General features: G+C 62.3%; 13 protein-coding genes. 9 read left to right on the top strand and 4 right to left on the bottom strand.

Features of this window, described 5'->3' with window-relative positions; translation table 11 throughout:
- Window positions 1-40: 40 nt before the first annotated feature.
- From ABGN05_RS24610 to ABGN05_RS24600, 3 genes are read right to left on the bottom strand one after another with little or no spacing between them, the layout of a single operon-like run.
- Window positions 41-3,211 carry an efflux RND transporter permease subunit gene (locus tag ABGN05_RS24610; protein WP_367956668.1) on the bottom strand — a complete coding sequence of 1,057 codons (3,171 nt, stop codon included), beginning with the start codon at window positions 3,209-3,211 and terminating at the stop codon, window positions 41-43.
- Window positions 3,208-4,680: an efflux RND transporter periplasmic adaptor subunit gene (locus ABGN05_RS24605; protein ID WP_367956667.1), complete on the bottom strand. Its 1,473-nt coding sequence runs from the start codon at window positions 4,678-4,680 to the stop codon at window positions 3,208-3,210. The genes ABGN05_RS24610 and ABGN05_RS24605 overlap by 4 nt, the downstream gene beginning before the upstream one ends.
- Window positions 4,677-5,075, bottom strand: a complete 399-nt coding sequence (locus ABGN05_RS24600; RefSeq protein ID WP_367956666.1) for a FixH family protein — start codon at window positions 5,073-5,075, stop codon at window positions 4,677-4,679. Before ABGN05_RS24600 ends, ABGN05_RS24605 begins: the two co-directional genes overlap by 4 nt.
- A 1,047-nt stretch (window positions 5,076-6,122) precedes the next feature.
- Between ABGN05_RS24600 and msrP the strand changes: the two genes are divergently transcribed.
- Window positions 6,123-7,073 (top strand): protein-methionine-sulfoxide reductase catalytic subunit MsrP, encoded by a 951-nt coding sequence (gene msrP / locus ABGN05_RS24595; RefSeq protein WP_367956665.1) that lies wholly within the window; start codon window positions 6,123-6,125, stop codon window positions 7,071-7,073.
- On the top strand, window positions 7,012-7,725 hold the full coding sequence (gene msrQ, locus ABGN05_RS24590) for a protein-methionine-sulfoxide reductase heme-binding subunit MsrQ (RefSeq protein ID WP_367956664.1): 714 nt from the start codon (window positions 7,012-7,014) through the stop codon (window positions 7,723-7,725). The genes msrP and msrQ overlap by 62 nt, the downstream gene beginning before the upstream one ends.
- Window positions 7,726-8,319: 594 nt before the next feature.
- Here the strand turns inward: msrQ and ABGN05_RS24585 are convergent.
- Window positions 8,320-8,529, bottom strand: coding sequence for a hypothetical protein (locus tag ABGN05_RS24585; RefSeq protein WP_367956663.1), 210 nt, complete (start codon window positions 8,527-8,529; stop codon window positions 8,320-8,322).
- Window positions 8,530-8,704: 175 nt separating this feature from the next.
- Between ABGN05_RS24585 and ABGN05_RS24580 the strand changes: the two genes are divergently transcribed.
- From ABGN05_RS24580 to ABGN05_RS24550, 7 genes are all read left to right on the top strand, one after another.
- On the top strand, window positions 8,705-11,245 hold the full coding sequence (locus ABGN05_RS24580; protein ID WP_367956662.1) for an SPW repeat domain-containing protein: 2,541 nt from the start codon (window positions 8,705-8,707) through the stop codon (window positions 11,243-11,245).
- Window positions 11,246-11,810: 565 nt separating this feature from the next.
- Entirely contained in the window at window positions 11,811-13,271 is a 1,461-nt protein-coding gene (locus ABGN05_RS24575) for a multicopper oxidase family protein (protein WP_367956661.1), read from the top strand.
- A 31-nt stretch (window positions 13,272-13,302) separates the two neighbouring features.
- Complete coding sequence (locus ABGN05_RS24570; protein WP_072608381.1) at window positions 13,303-13,740, top strand: DUF411 domain-containing protein; 438 nt, start codon at window positions 13,303-13,305, stop codon at window positions 13,738-13,740.
- A 219-nt stretch (window positions 13,741-13,959) separates the two neighbouring features.
- The gene (locus ABGN05_RS24565; RefSeq protein ID WP_367956660.1) at window positions 13,960-14,499 is read left to right on the top strand and encodes a DsbE family thiol:disulfide interchange protein; all 540 of its coding nucleotides are present in this window, start codon (window positions 13,960-13,962) and stop codon (window positions 14,497-14,499) included.
- Window positions 14,496-15,020 (top strand): TlpA family protein disulfide reductase, encoded by a 525-nt coding sequence (locus ABGN05_RS24560; RefSeq protein ID WP_367956659.1) that lies wholly within the window; start codon window positions 14,496-14,498, stop codon window positions 15,018-15,020. The genes ABGN05_RS24565 and ABGN05_RS24560 overlap by 4 nt, the downstream gene beginning before the upstream one ends.
- Window positions 15,021-15,033: 13 nt before the next feature.
- Window positions 15,034-15,384 carry a hypothetical protein gene (locus ABGN05_RS24555; RefSeq protein WP_367956658.1) on the top strand — a complete coding sequence of 117 codons (351 nt, stop codon included), beginning with the start codon at window positions 15,034-15,036 and terminating at the stop codon, window positions 15,382-15,384.
- Entirely contained in the window at window positions 15,377-15,655 is a 279-nt protein-coding gene (locus ABGN05_RS24550; protein WP_367956657.1) for a hypothetical protein, read from the top strand. Before ABGN05_RS24555 ends, ABGN05_RS24550 begins: the two co-directional genes overlap by 8 nt.
- Window positions 15,656-15,700: the final 45 nt, after the last annotated feature.

Genomic DNA, 15,700 nt, shown 5'->3' with positions numbered 1-15,700 from the left:
ATTCCGCTAGACATCATGTCGTTCATCATCACATCTCTCCTTATTCAGCCGGAACGCCGACTGAGCTTCGCGGTTCGATCGTCAACCCGGTCGTCGCCTCGCGCGGCAACCGCCATCCCTTGACAATCCCGTACACCGCGGGGATGACCACCAGCGTTAGGATTGTGGACGACAGCATGCCGCCGATCATCGGCACGGCGATGCGCTGCATCACTTCCGAGCCGGCTCCCGTGCTCCACAGGATCGGCAGCAGCCCGGCAATGATGGCGACTACCGTCATCATCTTCGGCCTCACCCGCTCGACCGCGCCCACCATGATCGCAGTGTGCAGGTCGGCGCGACTGAACGGGCGGCCTTCCGCCACGCACCTCGCCTTCGCCTCGGCCAGCGCATGATCGAGATAGATCAGCATGATGACCCCGGTCTCGGCGGCGACGCCGGCAAGCGCGATGAAGCCGACGGCGACAGCGACGGAGGTGTTGAAGCCCAGCCACCACATCAGCCAGATGCCGCCGACCAGCGCGAAGGGCAGCGACAGCATGACGATCAGGGTTTCGGTCAGGCGACGGAAATTGAGGAAGAGCAGCAGGAAGATCAGCGCCAGCGTCAGCGGCACGACGATCTTCAGCCTCGCCTCGGCGCGTTCGAGATATTCGAACTGGCCGCTCCAGCCAAGCGAGTAGCCGGGCGGCAGCTTGACCCCGGCAGCGACCGCGGCCTGCGCGTCGGCGACATAGCCGCCGAGATCGCGCCCGGCGATGTCGACGAAGATATAGACGGCAAGTTGAGCGTTTTCCGTGCGGATCGAGGTCGCGCCCCGCGTCAGCTCGATTTTCGCCACTTCGCCGAGCGGCACCGCGCCGCCGCCGGGCAACGCCACCTGCACCTCGCGGGCGATCGCCCGCGGATCGCTTCTGAGCGCGCGCGGGTAGCGAATCGCGACCCCGTAGCGCTCACGGCCTTCGACTGTCGTGGTGATAACCTCCGCGCCGAGCGCCATCGAAATCACGTCCTGCACGTCGCTGACGGAAAGCCCGTAACGTCCGAGTGAGGACCGATCCGGCGCGATGTCGAGGAAATAGCCGCCGATGACCCGCTCGGCGTAGGCGCTCGACGTGCCTGGCACATTGCGCAACACCGCCTCCACCTGCCGCGCCACCTGTTCCATCTCGCCCAGATCGGTCCCATAGACCTTTACGCCGACCGGCGTGCGGATTCCGGTAGACAGCATGTCGATGCGGGCGCGGATCGGCATTGTCCAGGCGTTGGAGACGCCCGGAAACTGCAGGGCCGCGTCCATTTCCGTCTTGAGGCTCTCGGACGTGACGCCCGGTCGCCACTCGGATTTGGGTTTCAGGTTGATGATCGTCTCGAACATCTCGGTCGGCGCCGGATCGGTCGCGGTTTGCGCACGGCCAGCCTTGCCGAACACGGATTCCACCTCCGGGAAGGACTTGATGATCCGATCCTGCACCTGCATCAATTCCGCCGCCTTGGTCACCGACAGGCCGGGCAAGGTGGTCGGCATATACATCAGCGTGCCTTCATCCAGCGGCGGCATGAACTCGGAGCCCAGTTGCCGCGCCGGCCACACGGTGACCGCAAGGGCTGCGATGGCGAGCAGGATGGTGATGGTCTTGGCCCTGAGCACGCCCTTGATGACCGGCCGATAGAGCGCAATCAGCAGCCGGTTCAGCGGGTTCCTGTGTTCGGGCACGATGCGGCCGCGCACGAGCAGCACCATCAGCGCCGGCACCAGCGTCACCGACAGGAGTGCGGCCGCAGCCATCGCGAACGTCTTGGTGAAGGCGAGCGGTCCGAACAGCCGGCCCTCCTGGCTCTCCAGCGTGAAGATCGGCAGGAACGACACGGTGATGATCAGTAGGCTGAAGAACAGCGCCGGGCCGACCTCGCTGGCGGCCTCGGTCAGAACCTCGATGCGGAGCTTTTCCGGCGGGGCGCGTTCGAGATGCTTGTGGGCGTTCTCGATCATCACGATCGCCGCGTCGATCATCGCGCCGATGGCAATCGCAATGCCGCCGAGGCTCATGATGTTGGCGCCGATGCCGAGCAGTTTCATCGCGCCGAAGGCCATCAGGATGCCGACCGGCAGCATGATGATGGCGACCAGAGCGCTGCGCACATGCAGGAGAAACACGATAGTCACCAGCGCCACGACGATGCTTTCCTCGATCAGCGTCGATTTGAGCGTCTCGATCGCCGCGTCGATCAGCCTCGACCGGTCATAGACCGGTATGATCTCGGCGCCGCCGGGAAGGCTTTTCCCGATGTCGGCCAATTGCGTCTTGGCGTTGTCGATGACCGTCAGCGCGTTGGAGCCGACGCGCTGCAGGACGATGCCGCTTGCGACTTCGCCTTCGCCATTCAGTTCGGCGATGCCGCGCCGTTCGTCGGGAACGATTTCGACGCGGGCCACGTCGCTCAGTCTCAGCGGGACGCCGCCCGCGGTCTTCAGTGTGATGCTCTCGATGTCGGCGATGCTTTTCAGATAGCCGCGGCCGCGCACCATGAACTCGAACTCGGAGATCTCGACCGTCCGCCCTCCGGCATCCATGTTGCTCGACCGCACCGCTTCGCCGATTTCCGAGAGCGTCACGCCCTGCGCCCGCATCCGGGCCGGATCGACGATGATCGAATACTGCTTGACGAAACCGCCGACGCTGGCGACGTCGGAGACGCCTTCGCCCTTGGAGGCGGCAAAACGCACCACCCAATCCTGCAGCGATCGCAGTTCGGCCAGCGACAGTTCCTTGGCGACGACGGCATATTGATAGACCCAGCCGACGCCGGTGGCGTCGGGGCCGAGCGCCGGCGAGACCCCATCGGGAAGCCGGCTTGCCGCAGCGTTCAGATATTCCAGCACCCGGCTTCGCGCCCAATACGGGTCGACGCCGTCCTCGAAGATGACATAGACGAAGGACACGCCGAAGAAGGAAAAGCCGCGCACCACTTTCGAGCGTGGAACGGTGAGCATCGCGGTCGTCAGCGGGTAGGTGACCTGGTCCTCGACAACCTGCGGGGCCTGGCCCGGATAGTCGGTGAAGACGATGACCTGTACGTCCGAAAGATCGGGAATGGCGTCGAGCGGCAGGGTTCTGAACGCATAGACGCCGCCGGCGACCGCGAGCATGGTCGCAAAGGAGACGAGGACGAGATTGCGCGCCGACCAGGCGATGAGCTTCGCGATCATGGCTTCGCCTCCGCCGGCGTAAGCGCGGACAGGGCCGCCTTGAGATTGCTTTCGGCGTCGATCAGGAAATTCGCCGCGACCACGACCCGGTCGCCCTCCGCGACGCCTTGCGTGATCTCCGTCATGCCGTCGCCGCGCATGCCGAGCTTGACGTCGCGCGGCTCGAACGCGCCTTCCCCCTTGTCGACGATCACCACCTGACGCTCGCCGGTGTCGATGACGGCGCTGTCCGGCACAGTGACGACGGCGTCGGTTCCGCCGGCGGCGATCTCGACATCGGCATACATGTTGGCGAACAGGACGCCGTCGGGATTGGCAAGCTCGATCCGCACCTTGGCGGTGCGCGTCTGCTGCTCGACCGCCGGAAAAATGAGCTGCACCTTGCCTTTGAAGACCCGGCCCGGTAAGCTACGGATGCGGATCGTCGCCTCCGCGCCCATTCGCACCGAACTCAGTTCGTATTCGGGCACGTTCGCCTCGACCCAGACGGTCGACACGTCGGCGATCCTGAACAAGGTCTCACCGGCCTCGCTCATCATGCCGTCGACCGCCATGCGCTCGAGCACTACGCCTCCGCGCGGGGCCGTCAGCGTCACCGAGATCGGAACTTTTCCGGTCGCCTCGATTTCCGCGATGGCTTCTGTCGGCACACCGAGATTGACCAATCTTTGCAGGCTACCCCGGGCGGCGGTCTTACCGGCACCGGTCTTGATATCCGCCGCATAGAGCGCGCCCGCCGCTGCGATCTCCTTGGCGTAAAACGTCACGAGCGGCTGGCCTTTTTCGATTACCGCACCACTGGTGATATCGGCAACTTTCTCGACAAAGGCCTCCGTACGGATCGATACGACGCTGACCAGACGTTCGTCGAGCGTTACGCTTCCGGGCACATTGACGGGACGCAATATCGCGGCCTTTGTAGCCAGCGCCGTCTTGACCCCGGTACGCTGGAGCTTGCCGGTCGAGACCCTCACCGTCGAACCGTCATCGGCCTCGCCATAGTAGACGGGAATATAGGCCATCCCCATTGAATCGTTCTTCGGCGTTGGCGAGGTGTCGGGCAGACCCATCGGGTTGCGGTAGTAGAGCACGGTTCGTTGACCGGCCTCATTGATCGCGGCGGGGTCGATCGCAGCGGTTGCCTCTTTCGAAGGCGGCGCGGCGGCGGGATCGAAATTGACGTCCTCGCTGGCGCGAACAGCGACGAAATCGCGACCGTCGCCGGTCTTGCGCGGTTGTGCGGAATAGACCGCATCGCCGTCCGGATGACGGTAATAGGCGATTGCGCCCGATGGCGGCGCACCCGCCGCCATCGCCTTTGGCTCTCCGCCAAGGATCCTTAACGTCAGCGTGTCGATCATTGGCATGACAGTCGCGGCGGTGAGGTCGTTTTGTCCAGCCCAGTATCCGCCCGCCGCCATTCCCGCTGCGAAGACGACGAGGGTGCAGCCGGTTGGAAGCCTGCTCATTCGATCGCCTCGATCACCAGCCTGCTCTCGACGGTCTCGGCCTCGCCCTGAATTTTGGCGGCGATCGAAAAGCGCCAGCCGCCCGCCATCACGAGCCTGGTCCTGAAATTGTAGGTTCCGGGCTCCGTGGACGGCATCGCCTCGACGAGCGTCGTCATCGTTTCCATGCCGTCAGGCGCCATGTCCATGCGCGTGGCGAATATGACCGCGTCGGCAACCGGATTTCCGGTTCGCTTGTCGGTCAGCGTGACCGCGACGGTCGCGTCGCCGCCCTGCCGGATTTTAGGCTCCACAAGCTGGAACTCGTAATCCTGGGGTCCGGCCAGCGCCGTTCGGGAATTGCCGGCAAGTGCCAGCGTCAGCGCCATGGCGCCCAATGCAAGTTTCGGTGTCATCGTGTCAGAATCCGACTGTCGGTGTCCCGTGCACAAGCACGGTGAGAAGGCATGGCGGTCGCCATGCGGCTCGATAGCCCGGTGAAACCGGGCGGTTACGGCGCACGCGGCGCCGCCGACAGGTCAGTTTTGGGGCGGTCTCGGAGGTGGGGCCCGGACGAGTGACGATAGAACGATCGCGTTGCCGGCAAAAACATCTTTCCCGGCCAACGGCCGAACGAAGGATGCGTTTGCGTCGGAAGTCTGGATGCTGACGGTCACGGCAGCACAAGCGACGGCGAACGGACATGCCTTGGAGCACTCGGGCGCGAAGCTCTTGCCGTCGGGACAGCATGCCATGTCGCCAGGCATCGAAACAACCGACTGCATCGTAACCGCCGATACGGCGAAGGCAGGCGCCGCCGGCGCGAAGATCAGGCCGATCAGCGCGAGAACCGCAATCAAGCCGGGCAGGGACCGAATCCGTTTCATTGCATGCGATCTCGCATGTTCGCATCACAACGCATAGCCAAATTTGCGTGAATGCCCGCGGCGATTTGTCAGGAGCAACAACGCGAATGCAGTATAGCGATCGCATTTTTCGACGGCGCGGCGTTGCCAATCAAATCCGGTTCGGATAGGGAACGAACCACACGATCGTCTGAGTTTTCGCCAAAGCGCGGGCTTCGAATTCGCTCGCCTCATTCTGGGCTACTGCGAGTCCGGCATGAAGCCGACGCAGCCAGCGAGTTCCGTCAAAAAAGTACACGAACCATTAAGCCTATCGTTGAGCCTATTGCTGCCGTGGGACGCGCCGTGACGGAATGGTGACCAGATTGCAAGGCGTTCCGACGGACGCATGACGAGGCGCTCTCGCGCCAATTTATCCATGGACGGGAACACACCGAAAGCGGCACACGCTCAATGGTCTCGTGAACTGGTCGCCGCGTCGGTTCAGTCGCGGAGACACGGAGTTGTGTCCAAATTTGAGTTTTTCGCAAGGGGGATCGACAGTAGGATTTTCCGCCTACTTAGCATGCGCGCGCGAATGATTCAGAAAGCAGCTTCATGCCCAACTCTAGTTATCGACCGATCGCTCCATCGGAAATCACGCCGAGCAAAATCTACTTCAACAGACGCGACGTGCTTCTTGGAGCAGCCGCAATGGGATTTGCGCCTGCGCTTCCCAACCGGCGTGCCGCGGCCGCCCCGCTGAAAACAGTCAGTAGCAAGTTTTCCACCTCGATCAATCCGACCTCGCTTCAAGACATCACCAGCTACAATAACTTCTACGAATTTGGCGTTGGAAAGGAGGACCCGGCGGCGAACGCCCATACGCTGACGACCAAACCGTGGTCGATCACTGTCGACGGTTTGGTCGCAAAGCCGCAGGAACTGGGCCTAGAGGACCTGCTGAAAGCCATGACGCTGGAAGATCGCACCTATCGGATGCGCTGCGTAGAGGGCTGGTCGATGGTCATCCCGTGGGTAGGGTTCCCGCTCGCAGACCTCCTCAAGCGCGTCGAACCGATGGGAAGCGCCAAATACGTGGCCTTCGAAACTCTGGTACGCCCGGAGGAAATGCCCGGTCAGGGCGGATATTTCCCCGTGTTGGATTGGCCCTATGTCGAAGGATTGCGGCTCGACGAGGCCACGCATCCGCTGACCATACTCGCGGTAGGTTTATATGGCGAGACTCTGCCCAACCAGAACGGCGCGCCGATCCGTCTTGTGGTTCCGTGGAAATATGGCTTCAAGGGGATCAAGTCGATCGTTAGGATAAGCCTCGTCGAAGAGCAGCCGCCGACCTCATGGAACATCCAGGCCCCCGGCGAATACGGTTTCTATTCCAACGTCAATCCGGAAGTAGACCATCCACGTTGGAGCCAGGCGACGGAACGGCCGATTGGCGAAGGCGGCGGCCTGTTCGCCAATCGCGTTCCGACGCTGCCCTTCAATGGATATGCTGATCAGGTTGCCGGACTTTATGCCGGCATGGATCTGCGGGCGAATTTCTGAAGCAGCTATGGCGCTGCGGGCGAGAGAGACGCAAGGCCGGCGGAACGGGATAACATGGCCGCGTATTCCGCCGCTGGCGGTCTATGCGGTCGGATTCATTCCCGCTGTCTGGACTTTCTATCTCGGGATCGTCGACCAGCTCGGCGCCGATCCGATGCGGGTTCTCGAACAGACGCTCGGACTATGGGCGCTGCGGTTCCTCATCGTCACTCTGGCGATTACCCCGCTGCGCGACTTGTTGGGATACAATTTCGTGCGCTATCGCCGCGCCGCCGGTTTGCTATGCTTCTACTATGCGTTCCTGCACCTTACGACCTATATCGTTCTCGACCAGAACTTGAATTTCGCGGCGATCTGGAACGACATCCTCAAGCGCCCGTACATCACCGTCGGCATGTTGAGTTTTGTGGTGCTGACGCCGCTGGCGATCACCTCCAATAACATGATGATCCGCAGAATGGGCGGGGCATCATGGAACAAGCTACATCGCCTGGTCTATCTCGCGGCCGCCGCCGCCGCGTTGCATTTCGTCCTGCTGGTCAAATCATGGCCGATGGAGCCGCTGGTCTATTTTGCGATTGTGATGACACTGTTGGCCTACCGTCTGTTCAAGCGCGTTCGCAAGCGTCGCAGCAAGCTGGCGGCCGCCTGAAGCAACAAAGCGCCGTCCGACCACGAGCCCAACAATTTTGTGGGGGAGCAGGACTCAGTCCTCGCCACGATCGGCTGGAGTCGAGAGCCGATGCTTCGACCTCTCCGTAGCCGCGAGCCTGCTTTGACGGTTTTCTCGACGCGCGAGGGATAGAGTGAATCCTGTGCCTCTTCGCGCGGATCAGGAGTGTTTTGGCGCATTCTTCCGTGTGCATTCGGTTTCCGGCCTTCCGTCCTCGCGACCGCTCCCGCAAGAGATCATCCGATAAGCCTCACCGGCGGCGCTTCCCTCCACAGCCGGTCCGCAAAGGCACTCCAGCGCGCACAGGAGATGCTCGGCGACATCGAGCCTGCCAGCGTCATGCGCATACTTGAACGCTGCGAGAATGGAACAGTCGAGAGGTTGGCTTGCCTGTCGCATCGCTCTGCCTTTCTTCTTCGCGGGCATCGTGCTGCTTCCTGCAGGTGGAAGGTCAAGGGGCAGAGGCCTGACTGGCAGTCACTGTCGGGCCTACGTGCGCTCACTGAGGCGCGGTTCATTTCGTCGTGGCGTTGGCGCACCCTCGTTCTGTCAAGGCCACTCATCTCGATTTCGTCAAACGGTTTGGGCGCTGAATGTCATCTTCTCGGTGGGCTGTTCGTCATCGCCTTCGTCGCCGGTGCAGGGAGGCCCGGCCGGAACCATCTCCCCAAAGACAAGTTTACCGGAAACCGTTGCGACGAAACCGGTTTCGCGCATCACCGGGATTTGAGACGGCGCCTTGGACCGCCGGCGGTAGCGCCGCGTCGGCAGAAGAGTGTTCAAATGGCCAAAAGGATTCAATTGTCATGATGATGGATTCCATGGGCATGGGTTGGATGATGGGTGGAATGGCGCTCGTCTGGATACTGGTGCTCGTCGTTCTCGGGCTCACGATCGCCGCGCTCGTGAAGTTCCTCGGGAAGTGACCGCAAACAGAAAAGCGGAGGGGTAAGCAGGTATGGCCGGCGAGAAGGAAATTGTCGTCGTTACCGGAAGCAGCGGCTTCATCGGTTCGGCGGTCATCGAAAAGCTCGCCAGGCGTTTCACACTTGTCGGTTTTGATCGCGAAACCTCGCCCCATCCGCCCGCCGCGGCCGAATGCATCTGCATCGATCTCACCTCGGACGACAGCGTCGAGGCGGCGCTGAAACGATTGCGCACAGGCTATGGCAACCGCATTGCATCGGTGATCCATCTCGCCGCCTATTTCGATCTCACAGGCGAAGCGAACCCTAAATACGAGCAGGTGACCGTCCGCGGCACGGAACGGCTGCTGCGAGGGCTTCAGAAATTCGAGGTCGAACAGTTCGTTTTCGCCAGCACGATGCTGGTGCATGCGCCCGGGAGGAAGGGAGAACCGATTGACGAGGACTGGCCGCTCGACCCGAAGCTGCCCTATAGGGAATCGAAGATTCGCACCGAGGCGCTGATCCGGGAACAGCGGAAGTCCATCCCCACTGTCATGATCCGTCCGTCCGGCGTCTACGATGACATGTGCCATTCGGCGTTCTTGTCCCGGCAGATCGCGAGGATATACGAGCGCCAACTCGTCAGCCACGTCTATCCGGGCGATCTCGACGCAGGGCAGCCTTTTCTGCATCTGGACGACCTGACCGACGCGCTGCTCGCGATCGTGCAGCGGCGCAAGGATCTGCCGCCGAAGCTGCCGCTGCTTCTGGGAGAGACGGAGACACTCAGCTTTGACGAGATTCAGCGCGAGGTGGCGCGGCTCATTCACGACGAGGATTGGGAGACGCGGGCGATTCCGAAGGCGTTGGCCAGGACCGGAGCTTGGGTCGAGGGCGAGATCCTCGACGAGGATCCCTTCATCAAGCCGTGGATGGTTGACATTTCGGACGACCACTACGAACTCGACATCTCGCGCGCCCGGAGCCTCGTTGGCTGGGAGCCAAAGCATTCCCTGCGCGACACGCTCCCGGAAATGATCGAGGCCCTGAAAGCCGATCCGGTCGGCTGGTACAAAGCCAACAAGCTGAATTCCGCCCGGGTTGCGGCGGTCGCAGCCGAAGGAAAACCGGAGAAGAAGGGGGAACGCTCGGAGAAACATCACGCCATAATGCGCGAGCACATGGAAAGCATGCGGCAGATGCATTTCGACATGCAGTGGGTGCATTTTCTGAACATCCTGCTCGGGTTTTGGCTGGCGACCAGCCCCTTCGTGTTCGGCACGTTCGGCGAGGACACCTTCAGCGCCGCTGTCATGCGGGTGACGGAGGACAGGGGCCTTTGGGCGCCTTCGCTGCGCAACAACATTACTTCCTGGAGCGACGTGATCAGCGGCCTTCTGATCATCGGCTTCGGAGCACTCTCCCTGTCGCCCCGCTTCAGCTGGGCGCAATGGGCCAATACGGCTGTCGGGGTGTGGCTGCTCTTTGCGCCGCTGATCTTCTGGACTCCGAGCGCGGCCGTCTATGCCAACGACACCTTCGTCGGCGCTCTGGTCATAGCTTTCGCCATACTGGTGCCGATGATGCCGGGCATGAGTATGGAAGGCATGATGGATTCCTCCGACATGCCGCCCGGTTGGACCTATTCGCCGTCGACCTATCTGCAGCGTCTTCCGATCATCGCGCTCGGCGCGATCGGATTCGTCATTTCGCGCGTGCTTGCGGCATACCAACTCGGACATATCGACGGCGTGTGGGAACCGTTTTTCGCTGGCGATGCCATCCGGAACGGCACCGAATTCATCATCACCTCGGATGTCTCGAAAGCCTGGCCGGTCGCCGACGGCGGCTTGGGCGCCACAACTTATATGTTCGAGGTGCTGATGGGGCTAATGGGGGGACGCGCGCGTTGGCGGACCATGCCTTGGATGGTGCTGCTGTTCGGCTTCGTTGTCGTGCCGTTGGGCGTCGTGTCGATCTATTTCATCATCATCCAGCCGATTGTGATCGGCACCTATTGCACGCTTTGCCTGCTGGCGGCGCTTGCCATGCTCATCATGATCCCGTACTCGCTCGACGAGTTGGTCGCCATGGGCCAGTTCCTGGTCCAGAACATACGCCGAGGCCGGCCATTCTGGCGGTCCTTCTTCATGGGCGACGCGTTGCCGGGAAGCGGCAAGGACGAGAAGCGGCCCGGTTTCGACGTGCCGTCGCGCCAGTTGGCGTGTGACGCGGCCCGCGGCGTCACCATTCCCTGGACCCTCGTCGTCAGCGCGGTTCTCGGCGTCTGGCTTATGTTCAGCCGCCTCGTCTTTGGCACGGAACCGCCGATGGCCGACAGCGACCACCTGGTCGGAGCCTTGATCCTGACGGTGGCCGTGATCGCGATGGCGGAAGTCGCGCGGCCGCTACGCTTCATCAACATCGCCTTCGGCTTCTGGCTGATCGGTGCGCCATGGTTCCTGTTGGGCATTAGCGGGATCGCGACAGCCAACAGCGTGGTCGTCGGCCTGTTCGTGATCGGCCTCAGCCTGCCGCGCGGCGCCCGTAGCGCCGAGCATTACGGCGGCTGGGATCGCTATATATTCTGACAGGAAGCGGGTCCGAACGTCGCACAGCCTGGAACCTGCTTGCGCAAAAGGCGCTCGGGCCCCATTATAGCGCTGTCATGACTCGATCGTACAAACATCTTCTCGCCATGCTGCTCGCGATCGTCGCGATGTCGGCCTTGAGCTTGTCGGCCGTCCAGGCCGGCACGATGGCCGTTGAGATGTCCGGCATGGCCGATGGAATGAGCGCGTCCGGTGATTGCGTGACGCCGTGTCCAGGCGAGCAAGACGAAGCGGACCCGATGGCATGTCCCCCCGTGTGCGTAGCCCCTGTCGTTGCCGTGCTTCCTTCGATCATGACGTTGGACGTCGCATCGACATCTCTCCATTACGTTTTCCCCTACTCTCCCCATCTCGGGCGGGAGTCCTTGCCAGACCCATATCCTCCCAGGACCCGCGGCAGCGCCTGATGCTATCGGCCGCTTTCGCGGCCGATCCGAGCATCTGCGTCCGTTTGTGTGCCGTAACGCGCGCAGAGGCTAATCCCTGATGGCAGTCGAGACCTTCCTCGGCTTGCTGTCAGCGGTGATCGTGGAAGGTTTCTAAAGTGAATTCTGATTTTTCGATTCTCCGCCGGAGGTTTCTCCAGGCAGGCGCTGCGTTTGCCGCGGCGAGCTTTCTGCCGACTGGAATTTCACGCGCGGCCGGCGTCGACGAACGGAGGCTAACAATCGCTCCGGGCCGCGCGTCATTGCTTGGCAAAGACAAGCCAGAGTCGGACGTCTGGACCTACGATGGCGTCGTCCCCGGGCCGCTGCTGCGCGTCCGCCAGGGACAGCCTGTCCGCATCCTCGTCGAGAACAGGCTCGACGAGGACACCACTGTTCATTGGCATGGCATCCGCCTTCCAAATGACATGGACGGCGTGCCAGGGCTGACGCAGCCACCGATCCGGCCTGGCGAGACATTCACCTACGAGTTCACCCCGCCGGACGCCGGAACCTTCTGGTACCATCCCCATGCCAACAGCCTCGAGCAGCTGGGGCGTGGGCTGGCGGGAGTACTAATCGTTGACGAGATCGACCCTGTCGCGGTCGACCGTGATCTCCTGTGGGTCTTGAGGGACTGGCGGGTCACTCTTGAGGGACAAATTGCGTCTGGCTTCGGCAACATGATGGAAGCCGGCATGTCCGGCCGCGTCGGCAACATTGTCACGCTAAACGGCGCCGTTCCCGGCGACCAACCTGTTCGGGCCGGTGAGCGCGTCCGCCTCCGGCTCGTCAACGTTTCGCTCGCGCGCATCATGGGTCTTCGTTTCGAAGGACATGATCCGCTCGTCGTCGCGATCGACGGACAGCCATGCGAGCCGCACAGGCCGGAAGACGGCCGTCTCTTGCTCGGTCCGGCGATGCGCATAGACCTCATGATCGACATGACGGGCGTACCGGGCGGACGGTACCGGGTCACGGACGATTTCTACAAGGGACTGGAATACGAGCTGTTAGTGTTGGCCTATTCGGACGAAGCTCCTCTGCGGACGACGTTTCCGGAGCCGATTGCCCTGCCGCTGAATCCCCTTCCCGAGCCCGACCTTTCCGCGCCTGACCGTCATGACCTGACCCTTGAGGGCGGCATGATGAGCCGCATGAAGGAAGCCGGAGGGATGGGTCGCGGAATGATGCAAGGCATGGGCGGCATGATGGGCATGGGGCAGGCGCTCTGGTCCATCAATGGGACGTCGATGACCGGCGACGGGCACGCCGACATGCCCCCTCTGATGTCGCTGGCGCGCGGAAAAACGCACCTGATCACCATGCGCAACCTTACTGCCTGGTGGCATCCGATGCACCTTCACGGTTTCAGCTTCCGGGTACTTACGCGCAACGGGGCGGAAGCGCCTTACAGCCAATGGGCGGACACTGTGCTCATGGCTCCCGAAGATACCGTCGAGGTGGCCTTCGTCGCGGACAATCCCGGCGACTGGATGCTGCATTGCCATGTCACCGATCACCAGATGGCTGGCCTCATGACCGTGCTTCGCGTCGCCAACGCGGGACAAGAAAAATAGAACCTCAACGATAACCGCGAAAGGAATACCAATGCTACGCGCTCTCACCCTGATCACGCTCCTCCTGGCCGGAGGCGTCACCGTCCAAGCGGAAGAGGCCCTCAAGGCCACCCTCTACAAGAATCCTCAGTGCGGCTGCTGCGAAGGTTACGCCGATTACCTGCGTCAGAACGGGTTCGAGGTCGAGGTCAAGCCGACCAACGACCTGACTCAGATCAGCCGCAAGGCCGGGGTGCCCGAAAACTTCCAGGGCTGCCACACGATGTTCATCGACGGCTACGTGGTCGACGGGCACGTCCCGGTCGACACCGTCCGTAAGCTGCTGTCGGAGCGTCCCGACATCGCGGGCGTCACCTTGCCCGGCATGCCGCTCGGCTCGCCCGGAATGGGCGGTGAGAAGACCGCACCGTTCGAGATTTTCGCCGTGACGAAGGACGGAAAGACGCCCGCGCTTTACGCGACGGAGTAGGAGGAAAGCAATGCTGAGCGGCATGTTTCGATTGCGGCCTCAACAACTGGCTGAGCATAGCCCTCATGTCTGGGGCGGGCCTGCTCCTCGTGGTCGCACCGCTTGTGAAACACTCTTTTGGGGAGGCTGCGGAAATTGGCCAGAGACTCCATGACGGCGGGCGCGGCCAACTCGTTTGAAGGTGGACCGTCGCCCACCCTGGACAGGCGACGCGGACTTATGGTCGCGCTGCCTTTGACGGTCTTCGTCGCGCTGGCCACCATGCTTGGATGGGGATTGACGCGGAGCGCCGATGACATCCCTTCCGCCCTGATCGGCAAACCAATCCCGGAGTTCAGCCTGCCTCCGGTCCGGGGCCGGATGCTTGGTGTGTCCAGCGCCGACCTTCGTGGCGAGGTCTCGCTGGTGAACGTCTTTGCTTCCTGGTGCGTGGCCTGCCGCGAGGAGCATCCGCTGTTCATACGGCTGGCAGCCGATGGCGTGGTCCCGCTCCACGGCCTGAACTACAAGGACCAGCCCGACGACGCGGCCGGATGGCTGGATTCGCTGGGTGACCCGTATACGAGAACTGGCGCGGATCTGAACGGCCGCGTCGGAATCGACTGGGGGGTCTACGGCGTTCCGGAAACCTTCATCGTCGGCGCCGATGGCCGTATCGCCTACAAACACATCGGGGCAGTGACCCAGAAAGCGCTGGACGAAAAGATACTACCGATTGTCGAGCGCCTGCGCGCCGAGGCCGGGGAGCAACAGCCATGAAAGCACTCGTTGCAGCCTTTCTCGCGGTCGCCTGGCTCAACTTGCCGCTTTCGGCCGCAGAGGCTCCGCCGAACTTCGCCATCCACGATGCACCGAAGCCCGTGCCGGAGGTTCGTTTCGAGAACGGCGACGGGGAGGCGAGGACGCTGGCCGATTTCCGCGGAAGGGTGGTGCTGCTCAATGTCTGGGCGACGTGGTGCGTGCCCTGCCGCGAGGAGATGCCGACGTTGGACCGGCTTCAGGCCAAGCTGGGCGGCCCTAATTTCGAAGTCGTGGCCCTGTCGATCGACCGCGCCGGACCGAACGTGGTGAGAGAATTCTTCGCCGAGATCGGAATCGAAAACATTGCCCTCCATATCGATGCCTCCGGGAAGGCGCTGTTCGGGCTTGGCATCGTGGGTCTCCCCGCTACGCTCCTGATCAACCGCGAGGGCGAGGAAATCGGCAGGCTCATCGGCCCCGCGGAATGGGATTCGCCGGAGATGATCGAATTCATCCGCAGCACAATTACAGACGACTGAGAAAGGTAAAAAAATGACAACCACACCACCTCAGGCCGCCGCCGAAAGGTCGCTTAGCTCCGACGTGCTTCACGCGGCGAGATACTATCTGGGTGGCAGGCGCACCCTGATGCTTGCGGGTGTCGCAATCGCCACGGCCGGTCTCGCCTTCAACTGGAGCTGGCTGGTGGCAGCAGGGCTCGCACCTCTGCTTCTGTCAGTGCTGCCTTGCGTGGCAATGTGCGCGCTGGGCCTCTGCATGAGCCGGATGACCGGAGCTTCGTGCTCCAAACAAGCAGCGCCGCAGGAAGGGGTCGAGACCATGCCCGCGCCCGCGGCAATTCAAGCTCAACCCGAGGAAGGAAGGAACACAACCGATGCGTAGATCGACGAAGGCTTTCGCAGCCGCCGCGGCTTTCGCGGCGGGTCTGGCGACAATGCCGCTTCACGCCCAGGATCCAATGGAGTCCAGCTCCGGTGCTACAATGGAAGGCGGCATGATGGGCCAGGATGGAATGGCCGGCATGATGAACATGATGACCCAGATGAACGAGATGATGACGACCTGCAACCAGATGATGCAGGCGAAGATGGATGACGCCGGCCAGGACGTGCCCGGAACCTCACGGGACACAACTCCGGAAGATGACGGCTGAGGCGGCAGCGGGTCGTCGTAATGTGCGGCCCCATTCGCTCTGCAG

The sequence above is a fragment of the Aquibium pacificum genome (assembly GCF_040839445.1).
Lineage (GTDB): Bacteria > Pseudomonadota > Alphaproteobacteria > Rhizobiales > Rhizobiaceae > Aquibium > Aquibium pacificus.
This window is presented reverse-complemented; position numbering and strand designations above follow the sequence as displayed.

What these genes read in the sequence shown, in the direction of transcription:
- ABGN05_RS24610 (WP_367956668.1), bottom strand. Translation starts at nt 3,211, where the DNA reads ATGATCGCGAAGCTCATCGCCTGGTCGGCGCGCAATCTCGTCCTCGTC.
- ABGN05_RS24605 (WP_367956667.1), bottom strand. Translation starts at nt 4,680, where the DNA reads ATGAGCAGGCTTCCAACCGGCTGCACCCTCGTCGTCTTCGCAGCGGGA.
- ABGN05_RS24600 (WP_367956666.1), bottom strand. Translation starts at nt 5,075, where the DNA reads ATGACACCGAAACTTGCATTGGGCGCCATGGCGCTGACGCTGGCACTT.
- msrP (WP_367956665.1), top strand. Translation starts at nt 6,123, where the DNA reads ATGCCCAACTCTAGTTATCGACCGATCGCTCCATCGGAAATCACGCCG.
- msrQ (WP_367956664.1), top strand. Translation starts at nt 7,012, where the DNA reads ATGGATATGCTGATCAGGTTGCCGGACTTTATGCCGGCATGGATCTGC.
- ABGN05_RS24580 (WP_367956662.1), top strand. Translation starts at nt 8,705, where the DNA reads ATGGCCGGCGAGAAGGAAATTGTCGTCGTTACCGGAAGCAGCGGCTTC.
- ABGN05_RS24570 (WP_072608381.1), top strand. Translation starts at nt 13,303, where the DNA reads ATGCTACGCGCTCTCACCCTGATCACGCTCCTCCTGGCCGGAGGCGTC.
- ABGN05_RS24565 (WP_367956660.1), top strand. Translation starts at nt 13,960, where the DNA reads ATGGTCGCGCTGCCTTTGACGGTCTTCGTCGCGCTGGCCACCATGCTT.
- ABGN05_RS24560 (WP_367956659.1), top strand. Translation starts at nt 14,496, where the DNA reads ATGAAAGCACTCGTTGCAGCCTTTCTCGCGGTCGCCTGGCTCAACTTG.
- ABGN05_RS24555 (WP_367956658.1), top strand. Translation starts at nt 15,034, where the DNA reads ATGACAACCACACCACCTCAGGCCGCCGCCGAAAGGTCGCTTAGCTCC.
- ABGN05_RS24550 (WP_367956657.1), top strand. Translation starts at nt 15,377, where the DNA reads ATGCGTAGATCGACGAAGGCTTTCGCAGCCGCCGCGGCTTTCGCGGCG.